The organism is Candidatus Mycobacterium wuenschmannii, assembly GCF_030252325.1.
Taxonomy (GTDB): domain Bacteria; phylum Actinomycetota; class Actinomycetes; order Mycobacteriales; family Mycobacteriaceae; genus Mycobacterium; species Mycobacterium wuenschmannii.
Genome location: NZ_CP126981.1, coordinates 953,231 through 966,570 on the forward strand (window position 1 = coordinate 953,231; position 13,340 = coordinate 966,570).

Here is a 13,340-nt window from a genome sequence, read left to right on the forward strand (position 1 = left end):
CAATGGATCTCGATGCGCTGGTGGCCGAGGCGTCGGCGATCCTCGACGCGTCGGCCAAGCCGTTCGTCGCCGGGCATCGAGCGGACTCCGCGGTCGCCAAGCGCGGCGACGACTTCGCCACCAAGGTCGACCTGGCCATCGAGCGGCACGTCGTCGATGCATTGATGGCGGCCACCGGAATTCCGGTGCACGGCGAGGAGTTCGGCGGCGCCGACCTCGACTCCGAATGGGTGTGGGTGCTCGATCCGGTCGACGGAACGTTCAATTACGCGGCGGGGTCGCCGATGGCCGCGATTCTGCTTGGCCTACTGCATGAGGGGGAGCCGGTCGCCGGACTGACCTGGCTGCCGTTCATGAATGAGCGGTACGCGGCGGTGGTCGGCGGGGCGCTGATGAAAAACGGTGTGCCGCAACCGTCGTTGAAGCACACCGATCTCAACTCGTCGATCATCGGTGTCGGCACATTCAACGCCGACTCCCGCGGGCGGTTTCCCGGGCGCTATCGGGTGGCGGTCCTCGAAGAGCTCAGCCGGGTGTCGTCGCGGATGCGGATGCACGGTGCCACGGGGATCGACCTGGCCTACGTCGCCGACGGTGTCCTCGGCGGCTCGATCAGCTTCGGCGACCACGTGTGGGACCACGCCGCAGGCGTGGCACTGGTGCGGGCCGCAGGCGGCGTCGTCACCAACCTGGCGGGCGAACAGTGGACACCCGAATCGCGCTCCGCGCTGGCCGCCGCTCCGGGCGTGCACGGCCAATTGCTCGACATGCTGCACACCGTAGGGCGGCCCGATGAGTACTGAATCATCCACCGGCACAAGCCTTGCCGTGCGCGTCATCCCCTGCCTGGACGTCGACGACGGCCGGGTGGTCAAGGGCGTCAACTTCGAGAACCTGCGCGACGCGGGTGACCCCGTGGAGTTGGCCGCGGCCTACGACGCCGAGGGTGCCGACGAGTTGACCTTCCTCGACGTCACCGCGTCGTCGTCGGGGCGCGCCACCATGCTCGACGTGGTCCGGCGCACGGCCGAGCAGGTCTTCATCCCGCTCACCGTCGGCGGCGGCGTGCGGGAGGTGGCAGACGTCGACGTGCTGTTGCGGGCCGGTGCCGACAAGGTGTCGATCAACACCGCGGCCATCGCGCGCCCGGAGTTGTTGGCCGAGATGGCAAATCACTTCGGCTCGCAGTGCATAGTGTTGTCGGTCGACGCCCGGACCGTTCCGGTGGGCTCGCAGCCGACGCCCTCGGGCTGGGAGGTGACCACCCACGGCGGCCGGCGCGGCACCGGCATCGACGCCGTCGAATGGGCTTCTCGCGGCGCCGAATTGGGGGTGGGAGAAATCCTGCTGAACTCGATGGATGCCGACGGCACCCGCGCCGGATTCGACCTGGCGATGCTGCGTGCGGTGCGCGCGGCGGTGACCGTGCCGGTGATCGCCAGCGGCGGAGCCGGAGCGGTCGAGCATTTCGCCCCCGCCGTCGGGGCCGGCGCGGATGCGGTGTTGGCCGCCAGCGTGTTTCACTTCCGGCAGCTCACGATCGGACAGGTCAAGGACGCCATGGCCGCAGAAGGGATCACTGTGCGATGAGCCTCGACCCCGATATCGCGGCGCGCCTCAAACGCAACGCCGACGGACTGTTCACCGCGATCGTGCAGGAACGCGGCACCGGCGATGTGCTGATGGTCGCCTGGATGGACGACGACGCGCTGGCCCGTACCCTGGACACGCGGGAGGGCACCTACTTCTCGCGGTCGCGCGGCGAACAATGGGTCAAGGGCGCCACCTCCGGACACACCCAGCGAGTGCACTCCGTGCGCTTGGACTGCGACGGCGACGCCGTCCTGGTTGTGGTCGATCAGGTCGGCGGAGCGTGCCACACCGGCGATCACAGCTGCTTCGACGCCGACGTGCTGCTTGAATCCGACGTCTGATCCCGCGAGATCGTACGCCCCTGAACTGGGATGTTCAGCGGAATATGCGAAAAAAATTAAATAATTATTAGTTGCCTCTCAGGCCCGTCTAGGGTGCCGGCAGTGCCGAACCCCTCTCGATCCGCAGCCAGCAGGGTGCGGGCGTACGAGGGGAAATTTGATGGGAAGCACGAAATTTCTATGTCGCGTCGGGGGGCTCGCGGTCGGGCTGGGTGTGGGGTCTGTCGTGGCGTCGGTGCCCTGGCTGGCGGCTGCAGACGTGACTGACTCGGTCATTCCTGATGCGGTCGCGACGCTGGACGTCACGCCACTGCTACCGGCCGCCGACGTCAGTCCGTTCATGTCGGACTACGCGATCTCCTTCAACGGGATGACGATGGAGCAGGGCACCGCGACGGCCAGCTCGGTGGCCGGCAGCTATGGCTTCGCATTCGCCTACGGCGACGGGGCCAACGCCACCTCCGGCGGGGACGCAACGAGCCTTTTCAACACCGCCATCGCCGAAGGTGCCGGCAGCAACGCGCTGTCCAATGGCGGCAGCTTCGGCACGGCGATCGCGAGCGGCGCCGACAGCTCCGCCTACTCGAACGGCATCGCCAACTTCGTGTCGGCCATGGGATTGAACAGCAATGCCAGCGCCGCTCTGGGCGACTACAACTCGGTTATCGTCAACGGCGCCTACAGCAACGCCAGCATCCTCGGCCTCGGCGGGGGTGGCGACGGCAACCTGGTGAGCATCTTCGGCGATAACAGCATGGCTAACACCAGCGGTGTCAACGGCATCATCAGTGTCGTGGGCAACGACAACGTCCAGGCCACTTCCAACGGCATGAACAACATCATCAACATCTTCGGCAACGGCAACGAACTCGCCCAGGCTGCGGGCGGCAACAGCAACATCATCGGCATCTACGGCGATGACAATTTCTCCCAGGCCGGCTTTTTCGGCGATAGCAATCTCGCCGCGATCTTCGGCTACGGCAACACCGTGGCAGCTGTGGGTAACGACAACATCGCCGCCATCTTCGGTGACGGCGGCAGTGCAACGGCATCGGGCACCGACAACATCGCCGCCATCTTCGGCGACGGCAGTACCGCATCCGCTACCGGAATGAGCAATCTCGCAGCCGTTTTCGGCGATCTGCTCACCGCGACCGCGGATGGCAACAACCTGACCGTCATCGAGCCGTCGCTCATGGCGGATATGGCGGCCATGTTCGGCGGCTCGGCTGCGGACGTCTCGTGGTTCACCGATCTGCTCGACGGTTCGTGGTTGACGAGTCTGTTCTGACGACCCGATAAGCCGTCGTGTCGCCGGATTGCTGGTGAAGCAGCAGCTTTCGGCGTCAGTACGAACCGGCACCGGCTGCATCCCACGGGCGGGGGAGGCGGCCGGTGCCTTTCGTCGCGTCTGGGGCGGCGAGAGATTCATTTCCTTGTCGGCGTTTGCTGGTGCGTGATTTCACCTGCGTTGGCCGATTCTTACCGCCACTCCGCATCGGCTGAATCCACTCCATTGCACAACGCTGCCGATTCACCGGAATTCGACCGGTAAGCGATTCGCGCATACGCACCGATCTGCACTGATGTTGCGGCGTAGCAACCACCTTTTTGCTAATTTCTCAATCGCGGCGTCGGCAGCCGCGGGGCCTAGTCCGGACAACAGACCAAAGGTGCAGTGGCAGGAATATCGAGCGCAACCGAGCGCATCCTCCGCATAGCTGCGATACCCAGCGCGGCGTTCTTTCTGTTCGCCGTGTGGTTGTCCGCAGGCTGGGGCGGCACACCGATGCTGAATGTGTTGCATTGCGTTGGGGGACTGGGGTTTCCGATATTCGCGGCCGTAGGCTGCGGTACAGCCGCGCGGCGCAGCCACGGCCGGCAACGTCAGGGCTGGGTCGTGATGACCGCTGGGCTGATCGGGTTGCAATTCGGCGCGCTCGCGGTGCTCTATCACCGATTCTGGTTGGGCACCGTCAAGCCGCTGTATCCGCCCGCCGCGATGATCGCGTTTCTGCTCTTTCCTTTGGTCGCCTGTGTTGCGCTACTGCTTTTTCCAGGCCGCTATCCACGGGTGGCCCGGCTGCGCATGCTGCTCGACGGCGCGATCATGGCCGCGTCGCTTTTTGTCGTCGCCTGGGCCACGTTGCTGCGCGAGGTGTTCAACACGACGCGGGTCGACAGCTTGCACGAAGTGTTGTCCATCGCCTGCCCAATCGCGGGCGTCCTGACGGTGACCGTCGCAGTCCTCGTGTTGGCCCGGGCGAACGCCCAATGGCGTCAGACACTGCGCGTGCTGGCGATCGGCCTGACCCTGATCGCCGCGTCCGGCGGCGCCTACGTCTTCCTCCTGGTTCGCCACATCTACCTATTCGACAGTTTCCTGGGGCTGGGCTGGCCGGCCGGCCTGGTGGCGATCGGCATCGCCGGCCTGAGCAGTCCTGCCGATCTTGCCGAAAGCGCGACCGAGCCGCAGAGCACGATCGCGCCGATTTCGTTGTGGCTGCCCTACATTCCGATGTCGGTCGCCGGCGGTCTGGAGATCGCCCGATTTCGCGAGACGCTGCAATCGGATCCGGCCCTGGCCGCCGCGCCCTGGCTGATCGTGGCGGTGCTCGCACGCCAGTTCATGGTGGTCGCCGAGAATCGCCGGCTGCTGCACAGCGCGTCGGATCGGGCGCTGCGCGACCCGTTGACCAATCTCGCAAACCGGGTGCTCTTCCACGATCGCCTCGACCACGCGATCCAGCTGTATCACCGGGACCGGCGTTCGGTCGCGGTGCTGTCAATGGATCTCGACGACTTCAAGCTCATCAACGACAACCTGGGCCATCCCGCCGGCGACGCGCTGCTGGTGCAGGCGGCGCAACGATTGATGAGCTGTGTGCGCACCGGTGACACCGTCGCCCGCCTCGGTGGTGACGAATTCGCGGTTCTCATAGAGGATGCCGGCGAAAACGCCCACCTGATCGTCTACCAGATCATGGAGGCGTTCGAGCGGCCGTTCAGCACCGACGGCGAGGTCATCTTCATGCGGCCCAGCGCCGGCCTCGCGGTCGCCGGTCTCGACGATCCCGAACTCCGAGCGCCGGCGTTGCTGAAACAGGCTGACCTGGCGATGTATTCGGCCAAACGAATCGGCGGCGGTCTGCAGACGTTCAGCCCCGACATGCACATGGCCGACGACAACTCCGGTACCTACTCGACGGCCGAGGTGCAGCCGACGCGCGGCGGGCTGGTGGAGGTGCGGTTGCTCAGCGATCTGCGTCAGGCCATCAGCCACCGCGCGCTGACCGTCCTGTACCAGCCGAAGGTCGACCTGCAGACCGCCCGCGTCGTGGGCGCCGAGGCGCTGGTGCGATGGCCGCATCCCGTCTTCGGAATGGTTCAGCCGCACCAATTTCTGCCGTTGGTGCGTCAACACGGGTTGATGCGCTCGTTCACCGATCTGATCCTCGACCAGGCCCTCGGCGACGCCGCGCAGTGGCGGGACCGCGGGATGGCGGTGCCGGTCGCCGTCAACCTGTTTCCACCGCTGGTCGGCGACATCAACTTGCCCGGCCGCATCTTCGAGGCCCTCGAGCGGCATCAGTTGCCCGGCGACGCGCTGATCGTCGAGATCACCGAAGACCTGTTGCTGGACAACATCGACCGCACGCGACAAGTACTGGAAGCGTTGCGGGAGAACCACATTCACGTCGCGCTCGACGATTTCGGTAGCGGCTATTCGGCGTTGACCTATCTGCGCAAGCTGCCGATCGACGAGGTCAAAGTCGACTACGACTTGATCAGCCACGTGCTGACCGACCCGCGGGCCGAAGCGATCGTGCAGGCGGTCATCGACCTCTCGCACGCGCTCAATGTGACCACCGTCGCCGAGGGCGTGGAGAACAACGAGATCGCGGCATGGCTGCGCGACCGGGGATGCGAAGTCGCGCAAGGCATTCTGTACAGCCCGCCCATCACGGGAGTCGCGATGATGGACCTACTGGTCTCGCCGGCGTCCCGCTGACGACAGTCGCGACTAGCTACGGGCGCGCAGCGTCTGCAAGGCCTTGTCCGCGTGGGAGTCCATGCTGAGCTCGCTCGAGATCACCTCGAGCACCCGGCGGTCGGTGTCGATGACGAAGGTGGTGCGCTTGACGGGTAGCAGCTTGCCCAAAAGTCCACGCTTGACCCCGAATTGGTTCGCGATCGCGCCGTCGGTGTCCGACAGCAACGGGTAGTCGAACTTCTGCGCGTCGGCGAACTTCGCCTGCTTGTCGACCGGGTCGACGCTGATCCCGACACGGTTGGCGCCGACGGCCGCGAATTCCTGCGCCAGGTCGCGGAAATGGCACGCTTCCTTGGTACATCCGGGCGTCATCGCCGCCGGGTAGAAGAACAGCACGACCGGCCCGTCGGCCAAGAGTGCGCTGAGCGCGCGCGGGGTGCCGGTCTGGTCGGGAAGTTCGAAGTCAGCCACGGTGTCACCGGTTTTCATGGCCGTCACGCTACGCCAGTGCCGGCGGGCGCGATGTGCCCATCTGGGAAGATGACTGGCGTGCACGCCAACCTCGCCGCCGCCACCACCTCGCGGGAAGACTTCCGCGCGCTGGCGGCCGAGCATCGCGTCGTTCCGGTGACCCGCAAGGTGCTGGCCGACGCCGAAACCCCGCTGTCCGCGTACCGCAAACTGGCCGACAACCGGCCCGGCACCTTTTTGCTGGAGTCGGCGGAGAACGGCCGGTCGTGGTCGCGGTGGTCGTTCATCGGGGCCGGTGCGCCGTCGGCACTGACCGTGCGCGACGGGCAGGCGGTGTGGCTGGGCTCCGTCCCGCAGGACGCGCCGACCGGCGGCGACCCGCTGCGGGCCCTGCACGAGACCTTGGAACTGCTGGCCACCGCAGTCCTGCCGGGCCTGCCGCCGTTGTCCGGCGGCATGGTCGGCTTCTTCGCCTACGACCTGGTGCGGCGCCTCGAACGGCTGCCCGAGATCGCGGTCGACGACCTGAAGCTGCCGGACATGCTACTGCTGCTGGCCACCGATCTGGCCGCCGTGGACCACCACGAGGGCACCATCACGCTGATCGCCAACGCGGTGAATTGGAACGGTACCGACGATCGCGTCGACGAGGCCTACGACGACGCGATCGCCCGCCTGGACGTGATGACCGCGGCGCTGGAGCAACCGCTGCCGTCGACCATCGCGACGTTCACCCGGCCCGAGCCCCAGCACCGCTCGCAGCGCACGGTGCAGGAGTACGGCGCGATCGTCGAGCGCCTGGTCGGCGAGATCGAACGGGGCGAGGCCTTCCAGGTAGTGCCGTCGCAGCGATTCGAGATGGATACCGACGTGGCGGCCATCGACGTCTACCGGATGCTGCGGGTGTCCAACCCGAGCCCCTACATGTATCTACTGCATGTCCCCAATGGCGAAGGGGGAACGGCTTTTTCGATCGCCGGGTCCAGCCCGGAGGCGTTGGTCACGGTGCAGGACGGCTGGGCGAAGACGCACCCGATCGCCGGGACCAGGTGGCGGGGTGAGACCGAGGACGAGGACCAGCTGCTGGAGAAGGAGTTGCTGGCCGACGAGAAGGAACGCGCCGAACACCTGATGCTGGTCGACCTGGGCCGCAACGACCTGGGTCGGGTCTGCGTGCCCGGCAGCGTTCGCGTCGAGGACTACAGCCACATCGAGCGCTACAGCCACGTCATGCATCTGGTGTCAACGGTGACCGGGTCGCTCGCCGACGGCCGCACCGCGCTGGACGCCGTCACGGCGTGCTTCCCCGCCGGCACGTTGTCGGGCGCCCCCAAGGTGCGGGCGATGGAGCTCATCGAGGAGGTCGAGAAGACCCGGCGCGGCCTCTACGGCGGTGTCATCGGCTATCTCGACTTCGCCGGCAACGCCGATTTCGCGATCGCCATCCGCACCGCGCTGCTGCGCGACGGGACCGCCTTCGTGCAGGCCGGCGGCGGGGTGGTGGCCGACTCCAACGGACCCTACGAGTACACCGAGGCGGCGAACAAGGCGCGGGCCGTACTCAATGCGATCGCAGCCGCGGAGACGCTGCGCGGCCCGGATGCCCTCCGGGATGGCTGACGCCCGTCCCGCCCGCCGGACGATCCGGGCGGCGCAGATTCTGCTCGTGGTCGCCGCCGCCGGGCTCTGGGCCGCGTCGCGGTTGACCTGGGTGCAGTTGCGGACGTTCGACGGCCTGGGTCCGCCGAAGGTGATCACGCTGACCGGCGCCGGCTGGTCGTCGGCCCTACTCCCGGTCGCCGTGCTGCTGTTGGCCACCGCGCTCGCCGCCCTCGCGGTGCGCAGTTGGGCGCTGCGGGCCCTGGCGGTGCTGCTGGGGCTGGCCAGCCTGGCGACGGGTTATCTGGCGATCAGCACCCTGGAGATGCGTGACGTCGCAGCCAGGGGCGCCGAACTCGCGCGCGTGCCGGTGCTGGTCCTGGTCGGCAGCGGGCGGCACTATCCGGGTCCGGTGATCACGCTGGTGGCCGCCGTCGGCACGTTGATCGCGGCGGTGCTGCTGATGCGCGCGGCGGCCTCGGCCGGCGGGACCGCGACGAAATACCTCGCGCCGGCCGCACGCCGCGAGGAGGCACGCCAGGAACATGAAGCGCCGTCGGAGCGCGCGATGTGGGATGAACTCGACGAGGGTCGCGATCCGACCGACCCGGACACCGAGGGTCGGTGACGAACGCCACCGTGGCGCTCGCTACCCTCGAAGCACGCCGTCAATACTCTGGCGGCGGCCGGGGAGAGGAACCGACAGCATGAGTTCGGCAAGCGTGCTCGACTCCATTATCGAAGGAGTCCGCGCCGACGTTGCCGCTCGTGAGGCGGTCGTGAGCATGCCCGATATCAAGGCCGCGGCCGAAGCCGCCGCACCGCCGCGCGACGTCCTGGCGGCCCTGCGCGAGCCCGGTATCGGTGTCATCGCCGAAGTCAAGCGGGCCAGCCCGTCCGCGGGAGAACTCGCCTCGATCGCCGATCCCGCAGCGCTTGCCTGCGCATACGAAGACGGGGGCGCTCGGATCATCAGCGTGTTGACCGAGGAGCGTCGCTTCCACGGCAGCCTGGCCGACCTCGACACCGTGCGTGCCGCTGTGTCAATCCCGGTGCTACGCAAGGATTTCGTCGTCGGTCCCTACCAGATCCACGAGGCACGTGCGCACGGCGCCGACATGCTCTTGCTGATCGTCGCGGCGCTGGATCAGCCCGCGCTGGAGTCGATGCTCGAGCGCACCGAATCCTTGGGCATGACAGCGCTTGTCGAGGTGCACACCGAGCAGGAGGCCGACCGCGCCCTGAAGGCCGGCGCCCGGGTCATCGGCGTGAACGCCCGCGACCTGCGCACCCTGCGCGTCGACCGGGACTGCTTCGCGCGCATCGCGCCCGGGCTGCCGTCCGACATCATCCGGATCGCCGAGTCCGGGGTGCGCGGCCGTGCCGACTTGCTGGCCTACGCCGGTGCCGGCGCCGATGCGGTGCTCGTCGGGGAAGGATTGGTCACCAGCGGGGATCCGCGGGCCGCCGTCGCCGACCTGGTCACCGCCGGCAAGCACCCGTCGTGCCCGAAGCCGTCCCGCTAGCTCGGCGCGGTGGTTGAATCCCATGCGCCGCTTACTTGTTGAGCGTTTCTGATGGCAGACACTGTGCGTCCGGAGCTTCCGCGTTCCAGCGCCGCGATCGCTGAACCCACCCACCACGACCCCGACGTTCGCGGGCACTTCGGCGTCTACGGCGGTCGGTTCGTCGCCGAAGCCCTGATGGCCGTCATCGAGGACGTGACCGCGGCCTACGAGAAGGTGCGTACCGACCAGGCCTTCCTCGACGAACTCGACCGGCTGCAGACGCATTACACCGGCCGGCCCTCGCCGCTCTACGAGGCGACCCGGCTCAGCGAACATGCCGGCGGTGCGCGCATCTTCCTCAAACGAGAAGACCTGAATCACACCGGTTCTCACAAGATCAACAACGTGCTGGGGCAGGCGTTGCTGGCTCGTCAGATGGGCAAGACCCGGGTGATCGCCGAGACCGGCGCCGGTCAACACGGCGTCGCCACCGCGACCGCGTGCGCGCTGCTCGGCCTGGACTGCGTGATCTACATGGGTGCCGTCGACACCGCGCGGCAGGCCCTCAACGTCGCACGGATGCGACTGCTCGGCGCCGAGGTCGTCTCGGTCGAGTCCGGATCCAAGACCCTCAAGGACGCGATCAACGACGCGTTCCGCGACTGGGTGACCAACGCCGACAACACGTACTACTGCTTCGGCACCGCAGCCGGGCCGCATCCTTTCCCGACGATGGTCCGCGACTTCCAGCGGGTGATCGGGCTCGAGACACGGGTCCAGATCCAGGACCAGGCCGGGCGACTGCCCGACGCCGTCACCGCCTGCGTCGGTGGGGGATCCAACGCGATCGGCATCTTCCACGCCTTCCTCGACGACCCCGGCGTCCGCCTGGTGGGTTACGAGGCCGCCGGTGACGGCGTCGAAACCGGTCGGCACGCCGCCACTTTCACGGGTGGTACGCCGGGCGCCTTCCAGGGTTCGTTCTCGTTCCTGCTGCAGGATGAAGACGGGCAGACCATCGAGTCTCACTCGATCTCGGCCGGGCTGGATTATCCGGGCGTCGGACCAGAGCACGCGTTTCTGAAAGACATCGGCCGCGCCGAATATCGACCCATCACCGACACCGAGGCCATGGACGCCTTCCGCCTGCTGTGCCGGACCGAGGGCATCATTCCGGCGATCGAGTCTGCGCACGCCGTCGCCGGTGCAATCCAGCTCGGCTTCGAAATGGGTTCTGGCGCAATCATCGTGGTGAATCTGTCGGGCCGGGGCGACAAGGACGTCGAGACCGCCGCGAAGTGGTTCGGCCTGCTCGACCAAGGTAAGTCATGACCGTCGAGCAGAGCGAAAAGAGCCGTCTGGACGAGGTTTTCAGTGCCTGCCGGGCCGAGAACCGGGCCGCGCTGATCGGTTATCTACCGACCGGGTACCCCGACGTCGCCACGTCGATCGACGCCATGAAGGCGCTGACCGAATCCGGTTGCGACCTGATCGAAGTCGGCGTGCCCTACTCGGATCCTGGCATGGACGGCCCCGTCATCGCGAGCGCGGCCGAGACCGCGTTGCGCGGCGGTGTGCGGGTCCGCGACACGTTGGCGGCCGTCGAGGCGATCAGCACCGCGGGTGGTCGCGCGGTCGTCATGACCTACTGGAACCCGGTGCTGCGCTACGGAGTTGACGCCTTCGCGCGTGATCTCGCGGCGGCGGGCGGGTATGGGTTGATCACCCCGGACCTCATCCCTGACGAGGGCGACGAGTGGCTGGCAGCGTCCGAACAGCACAACCTCGACCGCATCTTCCTGGTCGCGCCGTCATCGACGCCGCAGCGCCTGGCGGACACCGTGGCGGCATCACGCGGATTCGTCTACGCCGCATCGACGATGGGCGTGACGGGCGCCCGCGACGCGGTGTCCAACGCCGCACCGGAACTGGTCGGCCGGGTCAAAGAGGTCTCCGACATCGCGGTCGGAGTCGGCCTCGGCGTGCGCTCGCGCGAGCAGGCCGCCGAAATCGCCGGCTACGCCGACGGCGTCATCGTCGGGTCGGCGCTGGTCTCGGCTCTCGGCGACGGGCTGCCCACCATGCGCTCGCTCACCGAAGAACTCGCCGCCGGTGTCCGACAAAGGACTTCGACACCATGACGACGACTGTGCTCGCGTACATCCCCAGCCCGCCGCAGGGTGTGTGGTATCTGGGGCCGATCCCGTTGCGCGCGTACGCGTTGTTCATCATCCTCGGGATCATCGCCGCGCTGATGATCGGCGACCGGCGCTGGGAGGCCCGCGGCGGCGAACGTGGCGTCATCTACGACATTGCCTTGTGGGCGGTGCCGTTCGGACTCGTCGGTGGCCGGCTGTACCACCTGGCCACCGACTGGCGAACGTACTTCGGTGAGGGCGGCGCCGGACCCATTGCGGCGCTGCGTATCTGGGACGGTGGACTGGGCATCTGGGGCGCGGTTGCCCTGGGTGGTGTCGGCGCGTGGATCGCCTGCCGGCGACGCGGCATCCCGCTGCCGGCGTTCGGCGATGCGATCGCGCCGGGAATCGTTCTTGCGCAAGCGATCGGCCGCATCGGCAACTACTTCAACCAGGAACTCTACGGCCGCGAGACCACGATGCCCTGGGGCCTGGAGATCTTCTACCGCCGCGACCCGGCCGGATTCGTCGACGTGCATTCACTCGACGGGGTGTCGACCGGCCAGTTGGCGATGGTCGTGCAGCCGACGTTCTTGTACGAATTGCTCTGGAACCTACTGATTTTCGTCGTGCTGATCATCCTGGACCGTCGCTTCACCCTTGGCCACGGACGGCTGTTCGCCGCCTACGTCGCGGGCTACTGCGTCGGCCGCTTCTGGGTCGAACTACTGCGCGACGACACCGCCACCCACATCGCCGGTATCCGGATCAACTCCTTCACGTCGACGTTCGTCCTCATCGGTGCGGTCGTGTACCTGATCCTGGCGCGCAAGGGCCGCGAAGATCCGGCAACGCTGAGCGGGTCGGCGGCCGAGCTGCTGGAGCCGGACTCCGTCGACGAGGGCGACGCGCCGGCGGTGACCCCCGACGCCGCGCCGGCCGAGGACGGCGGCGGCGAGACGCCCGCAGCCGACTACGACGCGGAGGCCGTCGCGGCAGAGGCCGACGCGGCCGAGGTCGATCCCGCCGAGGTCGAAGTTGAGCCGTCGGAGGAGGCAGCACCCTCCACCGAGGCCGCTGAGGACACCGCGGACACCGAGGACACCGGAGCCGACGCAAACGACGAGCCCGAGGCGGACGCCGAGCCCGAGCCCGAAGCAGACGCCGAAGCCGAGGCGGACGCCGAAGCCGACGAAGAGCAACCCGAGCCGAGCGAGAAGAAGCCGGACGAGGACTGATGTCCGGTCCGGCCACGCATGGCTCCCACCACCCCACCGCGCGCTGGGTGTGGGGCCTGGGCGCGGTGGCGGTCGTCGGGGCGCTTGCTTACGTCGGCCTGGTCGACCCGCACAACCCGGGCGCGATCTTCCCGATCTGCCCGTTCCGGTTGCTCACCGGCTTGAACTGCCCCGGCTGCGGCACGCTGCGGATGGTCCACGACGTCCTGCACGGGGATGTGGCGGCCGCCGTCAACGACAACGTCGTGTTGCTCGTCGGCCTGCCGCTGCTGGCCGGCTGGATTGTGCTGCGACGTCGCCGCGGTCAGTGGCCGTTGACACTCCCGGCCGCCGTGACCGTCCTGGTCACATTGGCGACCTGGACGGTGGTGCGCAACCTGCCCGGATTCCCGTTGGTTCCGACGCTGCTCACCCACTAGCCCGCTGCCCGAAGCGGAACTGACGCGAGATGATCAGGT

Annotated in this window: 13 protein-coding genes; 12 read left to right on the forward strand and 1 reads right to left on the reverse strand. The window is 67.6% G+C overall.

The window, feature by feature from the left end; genetic code table 11:
• Positions 1 to 2 precede the first annotated feature (2 nt).
• The 5 genes from PT015_RS04685 to PT015_RS04705 all read left to right on the forward strand — a co-directional run bounded on the left by PT015_RS04685 (position 3) and on the right by PT015_RS04705 (position 5,946).
• A complete protein-coding gene (locus PT015_RS04685; protein WP_285189135.1) occupies positions 3 to 803 on the forward strand; it encodes an inositol monophosphatase family protein in 801 nt (266 codons plus the stop codon).
• Positions 793 to 1,590 (forward strand): imidazole glycerol phosphate synthase subunit HisF, encoded by a 798-nt coding sequence (hisF, locus tag PT015_RS04690; RefSeq protein WP_285189136.1) that lies wholly within the window; start codon positions 793 to 795, stop codon positions 1,588 to 1,590. The genes PT015_RS04685 and hisF overlap by 11 nt, the downstream gene beginning before the upstream one ends.
• Positions 1,587 to 1,934: a phosphoribosyl-AMP cyclohydrolase gene (hisI, locus tag PT015_RS04695; RefSeq protein ID WP_285189138.1), complete on the forward strand. Its 348-nt coding sequence runs from the start codon at positions 1,587 to 1,589 to the stop codon at positions 1,932 to 1,934. The genes hisF and hisI overlap by 4 nt, the downstream gene beginning before the upstream one ends.
• Before the next feature lie 259 nt (positions 1,935 to 2,193).
• Positions 2,194 to 3,225: a hypothetical protein gene (locus tag PT015_RS04700; RefSeq protein ID WP_285189139.1), complete on the forward strand. Its 1,032-nt coding sequence runs from the start codon at positions 2,194 to 2,196 to the stop codon at positions 3,223 to 3,225.
• A gap of 612 nt (positions 3,226 to 3,837) precedes the next feature.
• Positions 3,838 to 5,946: a putative bifunctional diguanylate cyclase/phosphodiesterase gene (locus PT015_RS04705; RefSeq protein WP_285189141.1), complete on the forward strand. Its 2,109-nt coding sequence runs from the start codon at positions 3,838 to 3,840 to the stop codon at positions 5,944 to 5,946.
• 12 nt (positions 5,947 to 5,958) lie between these two features.
• Here PT015_RS04705 and PT015_RS04710 read toward each other — a convergent pair whose 3' ends face one another.
• Positions 5,959 to 6,417: a peroxiredoxin gene (locus PT015_RS04710; RefSeq protein ID WP_285189143.1), complete on the reverse strand. Its 459-nt coding sequence runs from the start codon at positions 6,415 to 6,417 to the stop codon at positions 5,959 to 5,961.
• A gap of 60 nt (positions 6,418 to 6,477) precedes the next feature.
• On the opposite strand from PT015_RS04710, the gene PT015_RS04715 reads away from it, so the two are divergent.
• From PT015_RS04715 to PT015_RS04745, 7 genes are all read left to right on the forward strand, one after another.
• Complete coding sequence (locus PT015_RS04715) at positions 6,478 to 8,019, forward strand: anthranilate synthase component I (RefSeq protein WP_285190925.1); 1,542 nt, start codon at positions 6,478 to 6,480, stop codon at positions 8,017 to 8,019.
• Positions 8,000 to 8,626 carry a TIGR02234 family membrane protein gene (locus PT015_RS04720; RefSeq protein WP_390887931.1) on the forward strand — a complete coding sequence of 209 codons (627 nt, stop codon included), beginning with the start codon at positions 8,000 to 8,002 and terminating at the stop codon, positions 8,624 to 8,626. The genes PT015_RS04715 and PT015_RS04720 overlap by 20 nt, the downstream gene beginning before the upstream one ends.
• Before the next feature lie 79 nt (positions 8,627 to 8,705).
• Positions 8,706 to 9,524: an indole-3-glycerol phosphate synthase TrpC gene (trpC, locus tag PT015_RS04725; protein WP_285189147.1), complete on the forward strand. Its 819-nt coding sequence runs from the start codon at positions 8,706 to 8,708 to the stop codon at positions 9,522 to 9,524.
• 51 nt (positions 9,525 to 9,575) lie between these two features.
• On the forward strand, positions 9,576 to 10,838 hold the full coding sequence (gene trpB / locus PT015_RS04730; RefSeq protein WP_285189149.1) for a tryptophan synthase subunit beta: 1,263 nt from the start codon (positions 9,576 to 9,578) through the stop codon (positions 10,836 to 10,838).
• A complete protein-coding gene (gene trpA / locus PT015_RS04735) occupies positions 10,835 to 11,647 on the forward strand; it encodes a tryptophan synthase subunit alpha (protein ID WP_285189151.1) in 813 nt (270 codons plus the stop codon). The genes trpB and trpA overlap by 4 nt, the downstream gene beginning before the upstream one ends.
• A complete protein-coding gene (locus PT015_RS04740; RefSeq protein WP_285189153.1) occupies positions 11,644 to 12,882 on the forward strand; it encodes a prolipoprotein diacylglyceryl transferase in 1,239 nt (412 codons plus the stop codon). Before trpA ends, PT015_RS04740 begins: the two co-directional genes overlap by 4 nt.
• Positions 12,882 to 13,301 (forward strand): DUF2752 domain-containing protein, encoded by a 420-nt coding sequence (locus PT015_RS04745; protein WP_285189155.1) that lies wholly within the window; start codon positions 12,882 to 12,884, stop codon positions 13,299 to 13,301. Before PT015_RS04740 ends, PT015_RS04745 begins: the two co-directional genes overlap by 1 nt.
• Positions 13,302 to 13,340: the final 39 nt, after the last annotated feature.

Coding starts and splice junctions, on each gene's coding strand:
- PT015_RS04685 (WP_285189135.1), top strand. CDS start 3: ATGGATCTCGATGCGCTGGTGGCCGAGGCGTCGGCGATCCTCGACGCG.
- hisF (WP_285189136.1), top strand. CDS start 793: ATGAGTACTGAATCATCCACCGGCACAAGCCTTGCCGTGCGCGTCATC.
- hisI (WP_285189138.1), top strand. CDS start 1,587: ATGAGCCTCGACCCCGATATCGCGGCGCGCCTCAAACGCAACGCCGAC.
- PT015_RS04705 (WP_285189141.1), top strand. CDS start 3,838: ATGACCGCTGGGCTGATCGGGTTGCAATTCGGCGCGCTCGCGGTGCTC.
- PT015_RS04710 (WP_285189143.1), bottom strand. CDS start 6,417: ATGAAAACCGGTGACACCGTGGCTGACTTCGAACTTCCCGACCAGACC.
- PT015_RS04720 (WP_390887931.1), top strand. CDS start 8,000: ATGCCCTCCGGGATGGCTGACGCCCGTCCCGCCCGCCGGACGATCCGG.
- trpC (WP_285189147.1), top strand. CDS start 8,706: ATGAGTTCGGCAAGCGTGCTCGACTCCATTATCGAAGGAGTCCGCGCC.
- trpB (WP_285189149.1), top strand. CDS start 9,576: ATGGCAGACACTGTGCGTCCGGAGCTTCCGCGTTCCAGCGCCGCGATC.
- trpA (WP_285189151.1), top strand. CDS start 10,835: ATGACCGTCGAGCAGAGCGAAAAGAGCCGTCTGGACGAGGTTTTCAGT.
- PT015_RS04740 (WP_285189153.1), top strand. CDS start 11,644: ATGACGACGACTGTGCTCGCGTACATCCCCAGCCCGCCGCAGGGTGTG.
- PT015_RS04745 (WP_285189155.1), top strand. CDS start 12,882: ATGTCCGGTCCGGCCACGCATGGCTCCCACCACCCCACCGCGCGCTGG.